The organism is Pseudomonas sp. LBUM1671, from assembly GCF_059695685.1.
This window is the reverse complement of the sequence record NZ_CP166782.1, coordinates 1684863-1701900: the sequence shown is the minus strand read 5'-3', so window position 1 is coordinate 1701900 and position 17038 is coordinate 1684863. Positions and strand designations below refer to the sequence as shown.

The following is a 17038-nucleotide window of genomic DNA, read 5'->3' as shown; positions in this document are numbered from 1 at the left end:
CAGCCGCCGTTACCGCAGAAACGGATATGTACACCAAACAATCAATCAATCAATCCGGCAACCACCCCCAAAGCCAGTGCTGCAGATTATCCCCCCGCAACATAAAGTCCCGATGCACCGCCTCCCGCAATTGATCCCCCATGCGATAGCTGGCATCCGGATCAGCCAGGTGCATACGAATCGCCTGCAACCACTCCTCAGTACTGTTACTCACCACCTTGGTACACGGCAGGAACCCGTCATACGCCCGGGTATCAGTGCAAATCACCGGATAACCGCACGCGCCATATTCCAGCAACCGCAAATTGCTTTTGCAGTCATTGAAGATATGAAACTCCAACGGTGCCAAGGCGAGATCAAGGTTCAAGCTCGCCAGCTTGTACGGGTAACTCTGCAAATCGATCGTGCCATAGAACTCATGGATGTACGGGCGCAAAGCGTCCGGGCACATGCCAAAGAACACCCACTCCACCTCATTGGCCAGTTCGCGAACCACGTCGGCAATGATTTCCAGGTCGCCGGTGTGGCTGGTGCCACCGCCCCAGCCAACCCGTGGTTTTTTCGAGGTGCGACGCTGACTGGTCAGCGTCGCCCACGGATCTGGCGGCAACATGTTGGGCACCACGCGTATCTCGCTGTGCATGCTCGACAGCGAATCGGCCAGCGCCTGCGTGGTCACCACGACGCGGTCGCACAGAGCAACGCACTCACGCAACATCTGCTCGGTGTTGATCGGCTTGTTGCGGGCGTGGGTGTTCTTTTTCGGCGTGCTGATAATGTAGTCGTCCAGCTCGAAAATCCGCAGGGCGCTGGAGTATTTCTTCATGCGCAGAATGTCTGCCGCCGAACCGTCGCTATAGCGCCCCTGCAAGATAATGGTGTCCGGCGACAGCCGCTCGATTTCCACGGTCGACGGCGACTCGTAGGCCACTCGCGAAATGACTCGCCCGGCGGCCTCAAGCTCGGCCAGAGGCGCGGTCACACGGTAATGCCCGATCGCTGATTCATTGACCGGCAAGCCGAGAATCAGCGGCAGGTCGCGATGGCAGAACGGGTTCCAGTTGTTGCGCAGCGAAGGCTCCAGACTGAAGCTCGCCACACCGAGCGTCAGCGCCGGGTTGTAGGCCGGATCACGGGAGATTTTCGGCAGCCACTTTTTGTAGAAGGTTTCGTGCTCAAGCACCTGCGCCTGTACATCGGCCGGCGAGGTTGCGGGCGAGGTTTCTTCACCCATCATCACGGTCGCAAAAGGTGTCCAGACGATCAGGTAGCCGTTTTTATCCGCCCGGAGGCACAGATCAACACCGCCGAGCCCAAGGTTGAATTTAGCCTCATCCAGCTGACCCAGGCTGTCGAACACCTCTTTGCGCACCATCAGGCAATCACTGCTGACAGCGCTCCAGTTCTGCGCCACCTGCAGACGCTGCATGTAGCCTCGGGCACTGGCATGCTCGCCGAAAAATGGCGAATTGGCAGGCCCGGCCAACCCCAGAATCAGACCGGCGGAGACGATCGCACCGTTGGCACCCAGCAACCGCGCGCCCACAACGCCGACTTCCGGACGCTGCGCGTGATTGAGCAGTTCAGCGAGCCAGTCGTCCGCACAAATCACACTGCGCGGGCTGAGCGTCAGCAGGTACTCGCCACGTGCCTGGCAGGCAGCGAAGTTGACGATGGCGGCCTCACCGGAGCGCCCGTCATAACGCAGCACCCGCAGCATGGCCGCGCCCAACTGAGCCATGGCGCCCAGCCATTCGGCCATCGCCGCATCACCGCGCCCCTCATCGACAATCAGGATCTCGTATTCGGTGTAAGTGGTCTTTTCGATCAGGCTTTCGGTGCAACGCTGCAAGGCCGACAGCGAGGTGCCCGCGGCAATGATGATCGAGACCACAGGCCGGTGAGCGTGCAGGTAATCGATGCGTTTGAGCAGCGGCAACTCTTCATTGCGAATCCGGTGCTCGAGACCGATGCGGGTCAAGTGCGCGCTGACCACCGCCTCACTGCCCTCAATCACTTCAGGCAACGACAGCCAATCGGCAAAGGTCAGGGTCGACTCCACCTGAATCTCGGCAATGTGCTCGATGGTGTGCAACCCGGCCTCTTCAACCAGGCGCCAGAGCAGATCATGCGGCGCCAGTTCGCCGTGAGCCGAATCGAAGCCACCCACCGCCAGAAAGCGCTGACGCTCGAACGCCAGCGCCCGCCCGATGTAAGGATAAGAACGCATGAGGTCGAGATTGAAACCCGGCTTGAACACCGGTTCGATGGACTCACCTTCGACCAGCGCGCCTTCATCGCTGTAGGCGCAAAGCATGCCTGGCGTACCGGCGATGCGTTCGGCCAGCACCAGCAACGCCGACTCACGTAGCGTGTCACCCGCCCGCAGCAGATAAAACCAGTGCGCGCCTTCGAGTTGCGGCACCACGCCATTGAGCTGTTGCGACCAGTTGTCCTCAAACGGTAGCTGCAGCACCTTGTCGTTGGCATCGCAGTCAGCGTTGGACAGCACGATCACTGCTTGCGGTGCGTACAGTTGAGTGCCGATGCTGGCTAGCGTGGCGTTGAGCGCAACGCTGTCGGATTCAGTGTCGATGATGATCGGCACCAGGTTCGGACGCACGGCCCAGCGGCTGATACGTTCCGGCATGTGCCGCGCTTCAGCCGGGTTGAATTTGCGAACCGACAGCCACTCGCGATAGAACTCGGCATAGCTTTCGCTATTGCCACCCACTCGACCATTGACCACGGTGTTGCGGTTGCCCAACACGCGCACCACACACAACTCTTCCCACTGGCGCGGCTCATAAGAGGCCTTGCTCAACTCAACGCTGCGCACCCAACCCGAGGCCGGTGCCGACTCGCCGCCGCGTGCTGTCAGCATTTGCGCCAGCCATTCCCATTCCTGCACGGCGGCCCGAGTCATTTCCAGGGTTTTGCTCAGGCGCTCCGGGTACAGACGCTCGGTACTCAGCACCGTGTTTATCGCCACCAGGTTACCGCGACGCAACAGGCACACGAACAACGCAAAATCGAGCATCGCGACAAAGCCGGAACCTTCCTGAATCAACGCAGGCAACAGCTCCAGCACATCGGCACGACGCATCAAAGTCGAGCTGAAGTTGCCGATGAAATTTTTCGGTGTGCTCTCGAAAATCGCCAACATGTCATCGCCTTTGAGCAGCGAATCGAGGGGCGAAAACCGGCAGTTATCGATGCGTGGCGGCAAGATGAAATTGTTGGCATCGCTCATCATCCGCAGGCCACAAACGAGGGTGGCGTCGGGATGGTCGATCAGTACCCGGGCTTGCATCTCGATGCTGGGCGTGAACAGACGGTCGTCGTCGCACAACACTTTGATGAACTCCCCACGAGCTTCCTTGACGCAGCGCAGCAGGTTCTTTTGCAGGCCAAGACGCTTCGGGTTACGCAGGTAACGAACGGTGTGCACGGGGTCGGCAAACGACTCGACGATGTCGCGAATCTCGTCAGAAGACGAATCGTCACAGATGACGATTTCGACGTTCTCATACGTTTGAGCGAGCGAACTTTCCAGCGCCTGGCTGAAGAAGCGCGGGTTGTAGGCGGGGATGACGATACTGACTAAAGGGTATTGATTCACGACGAAACTCTCGAGCGGCGAGCCCCTGCCCTTTCAGGCAGAGGCTTCGTAACCGCTTAGGAAAAGACGGTTGGCAGCTCGACAGGCACAGACTCAGATCTTGTTGAACAAGCCCAGCTGAGCAATCTTGCTGAAGGCCAGTTGCGACGCTTGCAACATGGTTTGCTGCAAGGTCAGACGAGTCATCACAGCGGCCGGATCGGAATCGCGGATCGACGACTGGGTCTGGGCGTTGGCCAGTACCAGGCTCTGGTTGGTGTCGCTCTGGGTATCCAGGGCCGAACCGCGACCGCCCACCGAACTCAGCGCACTGGACAACTGATCGCTGCCGCTCGCCAGGTTACCGATGCCCGAAGCGAGGGAGGCTTGCAGCTTCTGGGTCAGGATCGGGTCGCCATTGGTTGGCGTGTTCAGCGCAGACTTCAACTGGCTCACGGTGTCCAGAATGTTCTGGGTTTCGTGTGTATTGACGGCCACGCTGAACTGATCGCCTGCCGCCGGTGTGCCGGCCAGGTTGAAGCTCACGCCCGAGGCGGTGGCAACGCCCGCCACCACAGTGCCGGAAGACACTGGCTTGCTGTCGGCTGTCAGCGGTGCCGCGTACAAATCGAATGCGGTGGCACTGGTGAATTTCATCACCGCCGAACCGGTCGGGAAACTGGCGTGGTAAGCCGCCGGGTTGGTGATGCTGCTGCCGGTCACTTGAGTCGCTGACGGGTTGCCCGGGCTGCGGGTTGCCGTGAAGGTGTCAGGCTTGGCCGCCAGAGTGAAACTGTGGCCCGGCAATACGGTCGCCGCGTTATCGCCGGCCGCCAGGTTGATGTTCAGGGTCAACTCGACACCGCGGAAAGACACGCCCTGGCCGGCTTTGGCAGCCGGGTCGAACGCACCGCCCTGACTGGCCTCGGCGGTCACGTCGTTACCGCCCGAGTCGGTGATTTTCAACTGGGTACCGCTGACGAAGTCGACGGTGTACGGTTCGCCCGCACGGAATTTGCTGTTGTAGGTCACGCTCGACGACACCTGGCCATTGGACAGGACCACGCGGCCGTCATCCACGGCCGGCGCGGTCATGGTGACCTGGCTGCGGCTGGTATTGATCGCCTGCTGGAACACTTCCCAACCGGTGCTGTTGGTCGCCATCGACATGGTGTCGCCGATCGCCAGGTCAAGGGTCACCTGGTCACCGTTGTAGCTGTAGGTGCCATCGCTGTTGCGCGAGAACGGCGCGGTATCGCCCTTGGAACCGGCGAAGATGTATTTGCCGTTCTCGTCCTTGCTGTTCATCAGGCCCAGCAACTGTTCTTCGATCTGACCCAGCTCTTTGGCGTTGGCCTGACGGTCGGCATCGGTGTAGCCACCGTTGCCGGCACCGACCGCCAGTTCCTGGGCGCGCTGCAGCACGTTGTTGATGCTGGTCATCACCGCTTCGGTCTGACCCAGGGTCGCCTTGAGGGTGTTGGTGTTGGCCTTGTACTGATCGAGCATTGACGCCTGTTGGCCCAATTGCAGCAGGCGCGAAGCGCCGACCGGATCATCGGCGGCGGTGTTGACGCGAACCAGGCTGCTGGCCTCTTCGCTGCTTTTGACTACGTTGGCGAAGTTCTTCTGGTAGTTCGCAGCAGAGGACTCGTAAAACTGGGCGGTAGAAATGCGCATGGGCTACGACTCCTTAAAGACTGTTGATCAGTGTGCTGAAGATTTCCTGCGCAGCCTTGATGATCTGCGAAGAGGCGGTGTAGTACTGCTGATATTTGACCAGGTTGCCGGTTTCCTCATCGAGGTCGACACCGGACAACGAGTCGCGAGCGCCTTTGGCATTGGCCAGGATGGCGCCGGTGGCGGCACTGTCGAGCTTGCCCTGAGCGGCTTTTGCACCCACGCCTTCAACCAGTTTGCCGTAGGCGTCGGTCAGGGAAATGCCTTTGCTGGCGCTCCCGGTGTCCACGACCTGCTTGGTTTGCAAACCGGCCAGGGCGGTGCCGTTGCGGTTGTCCATCGTGCCTGGCTGCGCGACGTTGATGTCGATCGCGCTGCCGGTGCCCGGCGAGCCGGCCACGGTCATGTCGAAGGTCGCGGTACGCTGCACGGCCGGCGGACCCGGGTCCATGATCGGCACACCCGCGGAATCCTTGAGAGGGATGCTCAGGCTCAGGGTATTGTTCTGGTTTGGCTTGATGGTGCCGGTGCTGATCTGCACGCCTTTGGCGTCCAGCAACTGGTAAGTCTGGCTGGTGCCGTCGGCCGATGGCGCACCGAATACCACTTTGACTGGCGTCGAGTTCTTGATGCCGTTCTGGATCGCCGTGGTGGTGGCGGCATCGTAAATATCGAGCTTCGTGGTCAGGGTCGGTTGACCGCTGGCCGGGATCGTCAGGGTACCGCTGCCGCCCGGCGTGATGGCCGCGCTCAACGGTGCCGCGATGGCCAGACGCTTGGAGTCGGTCATCTCGGTCTTGATGTTCTCCGCCGCGTTGCGGGTCGGGGTGATCTTGAACGTGTCGCCCGCCGCGGCGGTGCCGCCGGAAAGCTTCAGCGAGAAACCGTCGATCACCGGCGGTGGCGTGGTCAGGGTGCTGAAAGCGCCCATGGACGTGCCATCCGGCAGACGCGAAACGGTGTAGTTGGTGCCGCTGGTGAAGGTGACCTTGTAATCGTTGATGGTCAGCTTGCCGCTGTCCGCGATGGTCACATCAAAGTTGCCTGAACCGGCGCTGTTGCCGACGGTGGCGACACTGCGGCTGGCCATCTGCGCGGCACTGTTGATGCTGTTGAACAGGTTCGAGCCGAACGCACCGTTCTTGTCGATGCCCTGTGCCTGGAGGCTGTTCATCTGATCGGCGACCACCAGGGCCACGCGGCCCAGTTCGTTCATGGCCGGGTCCAGCACGGTGCTGCGATAACGCAGCAGACCGCCCATTTCACCACCGGTCATGACCGAGGTGATGTCGACGGTGGTGCCGTTGCGATTGAGCTGAATGCCCATGCGCGAAGGATCGTTCAGGCTGGGTGCCACGGACAGGGTGCTGGCGGTGCCGCCCATGACCAGCGGCTGGCCGCTGCCCAGGTAAACGTCGAGGTTACCCTCGCGCTCGATGACCTGCGCACCGGTGAAGGTGGAGAGCTGACGCACGGTTTCGTTACGCGCATCGAGCAGCTCGTTCGGCATGCCGCCGGCCTTGGAAATCTCGGAAATCTTCTGGTTCAACTGCGCCACGGTGGCGGCGAGTTTGTTGACCTGGTCGGCCATGTTCGTCAGGTTGCCGTTGACGCTCGCGTTCTGCTGGGTCAACTGGCTGGACACTGAGTTGAAACGATTGCTCAACGCCTGGGCATCGCTAAGCAGCAATTGACGCGACGCGTCATCACCCGGCTTGGCGTTGACGTTCTGCACCGAGGCGAAGAACTTGGTCAGGGCGCCATTGAGGCCGGTGCCGCTGTCCGAGAGCAAGGCGTCGAGCGGGCTGATCTGCCCGGCGTACGCGGCCGCATCGCTGTTGAGCGAGGTGGTGGTCTGCAGTTGCGCATCGAGGTAGCTGTTATAGACGCGGCGCACATCGGCCAGGGTCGTACCGGTGCCGATGTAGACATTGCCGAACTGATTCGAGGCTTTGGTGCCCTGCACGGTTTGCTGGCGTGAGTAACCGGCGGTGTCGGCGTTGGCAATGTTATTGCCGGTAGTCATCAACGAGGATTGGCCTGCGGCCAGACCCGACATCCCGATATTGAGCAAACTCATGGTTCAGACCTTATGCCTTGTGCCTATAGAGGCGTAGTGGAAGCGCCCGCCGCAGCGTAGTTTTGGTAACTCGTCATCTGCTTGGCTATCTGCGAAATCTTGCTTGCGTAGGCCGGGTCGGTTGCATAACCGGCTTTCTGCAGCTCGCGTACAAACTGTTCTGGGTTATCGGCAGACTTCAGAACATCTTGATAGCGATTATTGGTTTGCAGCAAAGTCACCAGGTCATGGAAGCTGTCTTTATACGAGTCGTAGGAACGGAACTCGGCCGTCTCCTTGACCATCTCGCCATTCCTGAATTCGCTGGTGATTGCGCGTGCCGACTCACCCTTCCAACTGCTGCTGGCCTTGATGCCGAACAGGTTGTGGCTGCTGCTGCCATCCTGGGCGCGCATGACCGATTTGCCCCAACCGGTTTCCAGGGCCGCCTGGGCCACCAGGTAACGCGGATCGACGCCGATACGGTCGGCGGCTTCCTTGGCCATCGGCAGCATGGTGTTGACGAATTCGTCGGCGGAGCTGAAGGCTTTCTTCGGAGGCGCCAGTGGAATCTGCGCCATCGCACGACCGTAAACCTGCAAGCGTCCGCTCGATTTGTTATCGGTTGGCGAAGGCAGCCAGTCACCATTGAACAGTGGCCCGGCACCGGTCACTACCGGCGTCGCGGCGCGTTCAGGCAGCAAGGTTTTGTTCGGAGTTGTCGCGGCGGTCGTCGTTGCCGAAGGCACCAGGCCGGCGAGCAAGCGATCGGCCAGTTTCGGCGGCAAGGCCAGACGGCGCTGATTGATCAGCTCCATGTCATTGTGATGGGTGCCCTCGCCTGTCGGCGCTTTCACCGAACGCGAGGCCCACAACGGACGCTGACCATTGAGCCGCGACAGCGGACCGTCGGTGGCGACGGTGCCTGCGGCAATCGGCGTTGGCACCGCGGCTTTCGCCGCTTCCTGCTTGGCGGCGGACAAGGCCGCAGCCTCGCCCGGCGCCAGCGGTTTGTTCTTCGACATCTGCCGCATCAGCACGTCTGCCAGACCAATACCGCCGCCCTCGCGGGACATGGAAACGGCCAACTGCTGGTCGTACATTTCCTGGTATTGCTTGGCCGCCGGCGTGTTGAGCGGATTGTCCTTGCCCAGCGCATCGGTGGCCGAGCGCATGGACTTGAGCATTTCACCGAGGAACAGCGACTCGAATTCCTGCGCCACTTTGCGCATGTTCGCGTCACTGTCCTTGTCGCCGACCTTGAGCTGGTTCAAACGATTCAAGTCCGAATAGGAGCCCGAATCGTTGCTGCTGACACCCAGGCCGCCCTTGCGCATATCCATGGTCGCTGTCCTCAGATCACGATCAAGTCGGCTTGCAACGCGCCGGCCTGCTTCAGTGCCTCGAGGATCGCCATCAAGTCACCCGGCGCCGCGCCGACCTGGTTCACCGCCCGCACGATCTCGTCGAGGGTGGTGCCCGGGCCGAACTTGAACATCGGCTTGGCTTCTTGCTGGGCGTTGACCCGCGAGCGCGGCACGACGGCGGTCTGGCCATTGGACAGAGGGCCGGGCTGGCTGACGATCGGGTCTTCGGTGATGGTCACTGTCAGGCTGCCGTGAGTCACGGCGGCCGGCGAAACCTTGACGTTCTGGCCAATCACGATGGTGCCGGTGCGCGAGTTGATGATGACTTTCGCCACCGCCTGACCCGGGTCGACTTCAAGGTTCTCGAGGATAGACAGATAGTCGACGCGCTGACTCGGATCGAGCGGCGCGCTGACACGGATCGAACCGCCGTCGATGGCTTGGGCCACGCCGGGGCCGAGCATGTCGTTGATCTTGTCGACGATGCGCTTGGCCGTGGTGAAGTCCGAACGATTGAGGTTCAGGGTCAGGCTGTTGCCCTGGTTGAAACCGCTCGGTACCGAACGTTCCACCGAGGCACCGCCCGGAATACGACCGGCCGACGGAACGTTGACGGTAATCTTCGAACCGTCGCGACCTTCGGCATCAAAACCGCCGACCACCAGGTTGCCCTGGGCGATCGCGTAGACGTTGCCGTCGATACCTTTAAGCGGCGTCAGCAGCAAGGTGCCGCCGCGCAGGCTCTTGGAGTTACCGATCGATGCAACGGTGATGTCGACCTGCTGACCCGGCTTGGCAAACGCCGGCAGATCAGCACTGATCGACACGGCGGCGACGTTCTTCAGCTGCACGTTGCCCGAACCCGGCGGCACCTTGATGCCGAACTGCGAGAGCATGTTGTTGAAGGTCTGCAGGGTGAATGGGGTTTGCGTCGTCTGGTCGCCGGTGCCGTTAAGCCCGACCACCAGGCCGTAGCCGATCAATTGGTTGGAACGCACGCCGGAAATACTAGCGATATCCTTCAGCCGCTCGGCTTGCGCGTTGAACGCAGCCGAGAGCATCAGGGCGGCCACCATCAGGTGTTTAAGATTCAACGTAGCCACCTAGAAAGGGAACAGCGGGCTGAGGAAGAAACGGTCGAACCAGCCTGGCTGACTCGCATCGGCGAACGCACCGGTGCCCGAGTAGGTGATGCGCGCATCGGCGACACGGGTCGACGACACGGTGTTGTCAGTGGCGATGTCATCGGAGCGCACCATGCCAGCAATCCGCACCAGCTCATCGCCGGTGTTGAGCGTCAGCCACTTCTCGCCGCGCACGGCGATGATGCCGTTGGGCAGCACGTCAGCGACGGTCACGGTGATCGAGCCGGTCAGGCTGTTGCTCTGCCCGGATTTACTGTCGCCCTTGGTTGCGCGGTCGCCTTCGTAGCCGACGTCCAGGCTCAGACTACCGCTGCCCACTGGATCGCTGGTGCTCAGGCCACCGCCGAAAAACGAGCTCAGACCGATGTCGGTCTTGCTGTTCTTGCCGATTTGCGAGTTGGCATTCTTGCTGGCCTGAGTCCGCTCATTCAGCGTGATGGTGATGATGTCACCGACCCGGAACGCCTTGCGGTCGCTGTACAGGTTCTGTTCGAAACCGGCCTGGTAGATCGAGCCGTTATTGGCGGCAGCCGGCAGCGGCGTGCGCGGCAACACCGGGGCGTAGTAAGGGTCATTGGGCTTGGGCGGCGGAGCGACGCAGCCCGCGAGCACGACGACCCCACTCAGTGCCAGAACAGATACAAAGCGATTCATGACCCTACCTCACGGTGTTGCAGGCGACCTCATGGTCGCCTCATAGACTGATTACAGATTCTGCGTTACGAACGAGAGCATCTGGTCGGCGGTGGAGATCACCTTGGAGTTCATCTCGTAGGCGCGCTGAGTGGTGATCATGTTGACCATCTCTTCAACGGTGCTGACGTTGGACGTTTCCAGGGTGTTCTGCAGCGTGGTACCGAAACCGTTCAGGCCCGGCGTACCGATTTGCGGCGCGCCGCTGGCAGCGGTTTCCAGGAACAGGTTGTTCCCCACGGCTTGCAGGCCGGCCGGGTTGATGAAGTCGGCGGTTTGCAGGTTGCCGATCACCTGGTTGGCCGGGTTACCCGGAACGGTGATGGACACGGTGCCGTCGCGACCGACCGTGAAGGTCTGCGCGTCGTTCGGAATGACGATGGCCGGTTCTAGGGCGAAGCCGCTGGCGTTGACGATCTGACCGTTGGAGTCGAGGTGGAACGTACCGTCACGGGTGTAGGACGTGGTGCCGTCCGGCTGCAGGATCTGGAAGAAACCGCGACCGTCGACGGCCAGGTCCAGCGGCTGCTCGGTGGTTTGCAGGCTGCCGGCGGTGAAGTTTTTCTGGGTGCCGACGATGCGCACACCGGTACCCACTTGCAGACCCGACGGCAGTTCGCTGTCCTGGGTCGACTGGGCGCCTGGCTGGCGTTTGATCTGATAGAGCAAGTCCTGGAACTCGGCGCGGTCACGTTTGAAACCCGTGGTCGACACGTTCGCCAGGTTGTTGGAAATGGTCGTCAGGTTGGTGTCCTGGGCGGACAGACCTGTTTTGGCAACCCATAGAGCCGGAAGCATTCGATTCTCCTCGTGCGCCTGTTTTACGGCGCGACGTTCTGATAATTAGCTGATCTGCAAGACCCGAGCCATGGCCTGGTCATCGTCTTTGGCGGTGTTCATCATCTTGATGTGCAGCTCGAACTGCTTGGCCAGCGCCAGCACCGAGGTCATTTCTTCCACGGCATTGACGTTGCTCGACTCAAGGAACCCGGACACCAGTTTGACGCCCGCATCGGCTTGCGCCGGCTTGCCGTCTTTGGTGTGGATCGAACCGTCCAGGCCCTTGGTCATGTTCTTCAGGTCCGGGTTGACCAGTTTGATGCGGTCGACTTCAGCCATCACACGCGGGCCTTCGCCCATCGCACGGATGCTGATGGTGCCGTCTTCGCCGACTTCGATCTGCTGCTCGGGCGGCACGGCGATCGGTCCGCCATTGCCCATCACCGGCATACCGTTGCCGGCCCGCAGCACGCCCAGGGCGTCCACGTTCAGGCTGCCGGTGCGCACGTAGCTTTCTGCGCCATCGGGGGTCTGCACGGCGATCCAGCCATTGCCTTGCACCGCGACGTCGAGGTCACGACCGGTTTGAACCAGCGAACCTGGAGAGAAGTCGGTGGCCGGTCGCTCGGTCATGGCAAACGCACGCGCCGGAAAGCTGTCACCAAACACCGGCATCGAGCGGGCCTGTTCCAGGTCCTTCTGAAAACCGTTGGTGGAGATGTTTGCCAGGTTGTTGGCATGAGCCTTCTGCGCCAGTGCATTCTGGCTGGCGCCGGTCATTGCCACATAAAGGTACTTATCCACGCTCTTTCCTCTGCATGCCGGACGTTTGCCGTCCACCGCTGTACTGCTGAGCGACAAGCAATTTACAGACCAACTTTTTTCTGACGACGCGAGGCCCGGCAAACAAAGGACTTGAGGGGTTTTGCGGGAATTGGGGAAATGTATCGGAGACGAAAAACCGGCGGAGTTATGCCGTTTGGTGGCAAGTGCCGACTCCACGGGCTCAACCGAACCCTTGTAGCAGCTGTCGAGCACCGCGAGGCAGCGTTCGGCGACGAAGCCGTCGCAAATCCGGCATGCAAGGTTTTCCTGACACACCGCGGTGTCTGGCTTCACGACTGCTGCGCAGCCGAACGCTGCCTCGCGGTGCTCGACAGCTGCTACAGGGACCTAGGTGTTGCCGGGTTCTTTTCCGACTTCATACTCACGCAACTTGTTGGCAATGGTCGTATGGGAAACCCCCAAGCGCTTGCCCAGTTGCCGACTGCTCGGATGCTCGGAATACAGCCGTTCCAGCACCGCTTTCTCAAAGCGCCCGACAATCGCATCCAGCCCGCCCTCGAGGGAGAAATCGCCAAGCGGCTGACGCACGCCGTAATCCGGCAAGCGAATGTGCTCGGCTTTCACGGTCCCGCCCTCGCACAGGGAAACCGCCTGGAACAACACGTTCTCCAACTGCCGGACATTGCCCGGCCAGTGGTAATGACTCAGCCGCTCCATTGCCGCCGGCGCCAGTTTCGGCAACGGGCAGCCGATCTGCCGGCTGGCCTGGTCGAGGAAGTGCTCCACCAGCGGCGTCAAACCGTCGAGGCATTCACGCAGCGGCGGGATATGCAGCGACAACACGTTCAAGCGGTGATACAGGTCCTGGCGAAACTCACCCCGCGCGCACAACTCGGACAAGTCCACCTGCGTCGCGCAGATCACCCGCACATCCAGGTAAACCTCTTCATCACTGCCCACACGACGGAAGCATCCGTCCTGCAGGAAACGCAACAATTTCACCTGCAAGCGCGGGCTCATTTCCCCGACGCCATCGAGAAACAGCGTACCGCCCGCCGTCAGCTCCAGCAGCCCAAGCTTGCCTTCGGCTCGCGCCCCTTCGAAAGCGCCGGGGCCGTAACCGAACAGCTCGGTCTCGGCCATCGATTCCGGCAGACCGGCGCAGTTGAGTGCCATCAAGGGTGATTGACCGCGAGGGCTCGCCAGGTGACAGGCACGCGCCAACAACTCTTTACCGGTGCCGGTTTCGCCTTCTATCAACAGCGGCGCATCCAGCGGCGCCATGCGTCGAGCCTCGCGCACCACGGCGGCCATGACTTTGGAGCTCTGGAAGATGCTGTCGAACCCACGCAGTTCCTGTTTGCGCACGTTATAGATGCGCTCACCGACCCGATCAGCCCGGTGCAGCGTCAGCACCGCCCCGGCCATGGCTTCGCTGTCGTCATGCTCCGATTGCAGCGGCGCGATGTCGGCGAGAAACACGTCGCCCTTGACCTTGACCCGTAGCCCGTTGATCCGCGACTTGTTGGCGCGCACCAGTTCCGGCAAGTCGAAATCCTCGGCATATCGGGACAGCGGAATGCCCGGCACCTCATCGACCCGCACACCCAGCAACTGCGCCGCCGCACGGTTGGCCGCGACGATGGAGCCGCCCATGTCGATCGACAACACCGGAAACTCCAACGCACCGAGTAAGGCATTGAGCTCCATGTGCCGACGCTCGCTGGGCATCAGCCCTACACGCTTGACACCAAACACCCCGGCAATCGACTCGAATTTCGGACGCAATGCCTGGAACTGAATGTTGATCAGGTTCGGGCAATGCAGGTAGATCGCGTTGCCATGCTCTCCGCCGACCTCGCCGCGAGCGACGTTGATCCCGTACTCGACCAGCAAGTTGAGAATGTCGCGCAGGATGCCGATGCGGTTCTGGCAGTGGACTTTGATACGCATATAAAAGGCCTGATAAACGATGATTGACCTGTGGGAGCCAGCCTGCTGGCGATGGCGTCGCATCAGGCGATGTTGATGTCGAATGACACACCGCTATCGCCAGCAGGCTGGCTCCCACAGGGTTAGCGCCCGATTTTTCTGATGGGGCACTCAGATAGTCGTCAAGATTATGTGACACCTGTGCGCCGTTTCAAACCCGCAAATCTCAATAGCTGCGCCATAGGCGCCAAACCGTAACGAATACTTTACGAAAAACGACGATTTTTCCTACGCACGCCAGCGCTCACCTGCTGCAACACCGCACGCCTTGGGGTATTTCTAAGTCCATAGCAGCACATAACAAGAACGAAATCCCCTAGCAGGAGAGCAGCATGAAGCAGACGCAATACGTGGCTCGCGAGCCCGATGCGCAAGGTTTTATCGACTACCCCGCTGAAGAACACGCGGTGTGGAACACGCTGATTACTCGTCAACTGAAAGTGATCGAGGGGCGTGCGTGCCAGGAATACCTGGACGGTATCGAAAAACTCGGTCTGCCCCACGACCGCATTCCGCAACTCGGCGAGATCAATAAAGTCCTCGGTGAAACCACCGGCTGGCAAGTCGCCCGCGTCCCGGCGCTGATCCCCTTCCAGACCTTTTTCGAATTGCTGGCCAACAAGCAGTTTCCGGTCGCGACCTTTATTCGTACCCGCGAAGAGCTGGATTACCTGCAAGAGCCGGACATTTTCCACGAGATCTTTGGCCACTGTCCGCTGCTGACCAACCCCTGGTTCGCGGAATTTACCCACACCTACGGCAAACTCGGCCTACAGGCCACCAAGGAAGAACGCGTGTACCTGGCGCGTCTGTACTGGATGACCATCGAGTTCGGCCTGGTCGATACGCCAGAAGGCCTGCGTATCTACGGCGGCGGTATTCTCTCCTCGCCAAAAGAAACCGTTTACTGCCTGTCGGACGAACCTGAGCATCAGGCCTTCGATCCGCTGGAATGCATGCGTACGCCGTATCGCATCGACATCCTGCAACCGCTGTACTTTGTCCTGCCGAACCTCAAGCGCCTGTTTGATGTGGCTCATGAAGACATCATGAGCATGGTCAAGCAAGGCATGCAGCTAGGCTTGCACACCCCGAAATTTCCGCCGAAAGCTGCGTGATCCGCAGCTTTTAGAATCAAGTGAGCCTGTCAGGAACCGACGCTTTGGTTTAGCGTGGGGAAACTGACGGCCGATTTCCAACAATTCGATTTCAGGAACCCATCATGTCCACATTGAACCAAGCCCATTGCGAAGCCTGCCGCGCCGATGCCCCTCAGGTCAGCGACGAAGAACTGCCGGTCCTGATCAAGCAGATCCCGGACTGGAACATCGAAGTGCGCGACAGCGTGATGCAACTGGAAAAAGTTTTCCTGTTCAAGAATTTCAAGCACGCGCTGGCCTTCACCAACGCGGTCGGTGAAATCTCCGAGGCTGAAGGTCACCACCCAGGCCTGCTGACCGAGTGGGGCAAAGTCACCGTGACCTGGTGGAGCCACTCCATCAAGGGTCTGCACCGCAACGATTTCATCATGGCCGCCCGCACTGACGAAGTGGCCAAGGATGCCGAGGGCCGCAAATAATGCATTTCGACGCCATAGGTCGAGTGCCCGGCGACCCGATACTCGGCCTGATGGAGGCCTATGCGCAGGACCCGAACCCGCGCAAATTCGACCTTGGCGTGGGCGTCTATAAAGATGCCCAGGGCCTGACGCCGATTCCCCAGTCCGTGAAGCTAGCCGAGCAGCGCCTGGTGGATCGCCAGACCACCAAGACCTACATCGGCGGTCACGGCGAACCGGCGTTCGGCAAGGCGATCAATGAGCTGGTGCTCGGCGCCGATTCCCCGCTGATCGCCGAACAACGGGCCGGCGCTACCCAGACACCGGGCGGCACCGGCGCGTTGCGCTTGAGCGCAGATTTCATCGCCCAGTGCCTGCCGGGCCGTGGCGTATGGCTGAGCAACCCGACCTGGCCGATCCACGAAACCATTTTCGCGGCGGCCGGGGTCAAGGTCAGTCATTACCCGTACGTCGGCAGCGAAAACCGCCTCGACGTCGAAGCCATGCTGGCAGTGCTCAAAGACGTGCCGAAGGGCGATGTGGTGTTGCTGCACGCCTGCTGCCACAACCCAACCGGGTTCGATCTGTCCCATGACGATTGGCGCCGAGTGCTGGACGTGGTGCGCAGTCGCGATCTGGTGCCGCTGATTGACTTCGCTTACCAAGGCTTCGGCGATGGACTGGAACAGGACGCATGGTCGACGCGGCTGTTCGCTGCGGAGTTGCCGGAAGTGCTGATCACCAGTTCCTGCTCGAAGAATTTCGGGCTGTATCGCGATCGCATCGGTGCGCTGATTGTTTGCGCGAAAACCGCTGAGAAGCTGGTGGATATCCGCAGCCAACTGGCCAACATCGCCCGCAACCTGTGGTCGACACCGCCGGATCACGGCGCTGCCGTGGTGGCGACGATCCTTGGCGATCCGGAGCTGAAAAGCCTGTGGACCGACGAGGTGGAAGCCATGCGCTTGCGCATCGCCCAATTGCGCAGCGGTCTTGTGGAAGCGCTTGAACCCCACGGTTTGCGTGAGCGTTTTGCGCACATCGGTGTGCAACGCGGTATGTTTTCCTACACCGGTTTGTCGCCGGAGCAGGTTAAACAGCTGCGCGATCATCACAGCGTTTATATGGTCGGCACCGGCCGGGCGAACGTCGCTGGTATCGACGCGACACGCCTTGATCTGCTGGCCGAGGCCATCGCCGCAGCCTGCAAATAACCTCAAGTACCTGCGCCATCCCTGTGGGAGCGAGCTTGCTCGCGATGAGGGCCTGACAGTCGACATCAATGTTGACTGACAGCCTGCAATCGCGAGCAAGCTCGCTCCCACATTGTTTTGTATCGCTCGCACCGACCTGTCTAGACAACTCCATCCGTCGAAA

Annotated in this window: 12 protein-coding genes; 3 read left to right on the top strand and 9 right to left on the bottom strand. The window is 60.7% G+C overall.

Annotation, left to right across the window (positions count from 1 at the left end; all coding sequences use genetic code 11):
- Nucleotides 1-49: 49 nt before the first annotated feature.
- The 9 genes from ACA060_RS07655 to ACA060_RS07615 form a co-directional block, all read right to left on the bottom strand.
- Nucleotides 50-3622: a glycosyltransferase gene (locus tag ACA060_RS07655; protein WP_497316400.1), complete on the bottom strand. Its 3573-nt coding sequence runs from the start codon at nucleotides 3620-3622 to the stop codon at nucleotides 50-52.
- Between the two features lie 93 nt (nucleotides 3623-3715).
- Nucleotides 3716-5281 carry a flagellar hook-associated protein 3 gene (locus ACA060_RS07650; protein WP_497316398.1) on the bottom strand — a complete coding sequence of 522 codons (1566 nt, stop codon included), beginning with the start codon at nucleotides 5279-5281 and terminating at the stop codon, nucleotides 3716-3718.
- A 13-nt stretch (nucleotides 5282-5294) separates the two neighbouring features.
- Nucleotides 5295-7361 (bottom strand): flagellar hook-associated protein FlgK, encoded by a 2067-nt coding sequence (flgK, locus tag ACA060_RS07645; protein ID WP_497316396.1) that lies wholly within the window; start codon nucleotides 7359-7361, stop codon nucleotides 5295-5297.
- 23 nt (nucleotides 7362-7384) lie between these two features.
- Nucleotides 7385-8683: a flagellar assembly peptidoglycan hydrolase FlgJ gene (gene flgJ / locus ACA060_RS07640; RefSeq protein WP_497316394.1), complete on the bottom strand. Its 1299-nt coding sequence runs from the start codon at nucleotides 8681-8683 to the stop codon at nucleotides 7385-7387.
- 11 nt (nucleotides 8684-8694) lie between these two features.
- On the bottom strand, nucleotides 8695-9783 hold the full coding sequence (locus ACA060_RS07635) for a flagellar basal body P-ring protein FlgI (protein ID WP_219097715.1): 1089 nt from the start codon (nucleotides 9781-9783) through the stop codon (nucleotides 8695-8697).
- Between the two features lie 27 nt (nucleotides 9784-9810).
- A complete protein-coding gene (flgH, locus tag ACA060_RS07630; protein WP_219097699.1) occupies nucleotides 9811-10506 on the bottom strand; it encodes a flagellar basal body L-ring protein FlgH in 696 nt (231 codons plus the stop codon).
- Between the two features lie 51 nt (nucleotides 10507-10557).
- Nucleotides 10558-11343 (bottom strand): flagellar basal-body rod protein FlgG, encoded by a 786-nt coding sequence (gene flgG, locus ACA060_RS07625; RefSeq protein ID WP_219097700.1) that lies wholly within the window; start codon nucleotides 11341-11343, stop codon nucleotides 10558-10560.
- Nucleotides 11344-11388: 45 nt separating this feature from the next.
- Nucleotides 11389-12129 carry a flagellar basal body rod protein FlgF gene (locus ACA060_RS07620; protein ID WP_109628549.1) on the bottom strand — a complete coding sequence of 247 codons (741 nt, stop codon included), beginning with the start codon at nucleotides 12127-12129 and terminating at the stop codon, nucleotides 11389-11391.
- A gap of 369 nt (nucleotides 12130-12498) precedes the next feature.
- Complete coding sequence (locus tag ACA060_RS07615; protein ID WP_497297999.1) at nucleotides 12499-14064, bottom strand: sigma-54-dependent transcriptional regulator; 1566 nt, start codon at nucleotides 14062-14064, stop codon at nucleotides 12499-12501.
- Between the two features lie 371 nt (nucleotides 14065-14435).
- On the opposite strand from ACA060_RS07615, the gene phhA reads away from it, so the two are divergent.
- From phhA to ACA060_RS07600, 3 genes are all read left to right on the top strand, one after another.
- Nucleotides 14436-15221 carry a phenylalanine 4-monooxygenase gene (gene phhA, locus ACA060_RS07610; protein ID WP_109628547.1) on the top strand — a complete coding sequence of 262 codons (786 nt, stop codon included), beginning with the start codon at nucleotides 14436-14438 and terminating at the stop codon, nucleotides 15219-15221.
- 104 nt (nucleotides 15222-15325) lie between these two features.
- The gene (locus tag ACA060_RS07605) at nucleotides 15326-15682 is read left to right on the top strand and encodes a 4a-hydroxytetrahydrobiopterin dehydratase (RefSeq protein ID WP_008030478.1); all 357 of its coding nucleotides are present in this window, start codon (nucleotides 15326-15328) and stop codon (nucleotides 15680-15682) included.
- Nucleotides 15682-16875, top strand: a complete 1194-nt coding sequence (locus ACA060_RS07600; RefSeq protein ID WP_497316392.1) for an amino acid aminotransferase — start codon at nucleotides 15682-15684, stop codon at nucleotides 16873-16875. The genes ACA060_RS07605 and ACA060_RS07600 overlap by 1 nt, the downstream gene beginning before the upstream one ends.
- The last annotated feature ends 163 nt before the right edge of the window (nucleotides 16876-17038 follow it).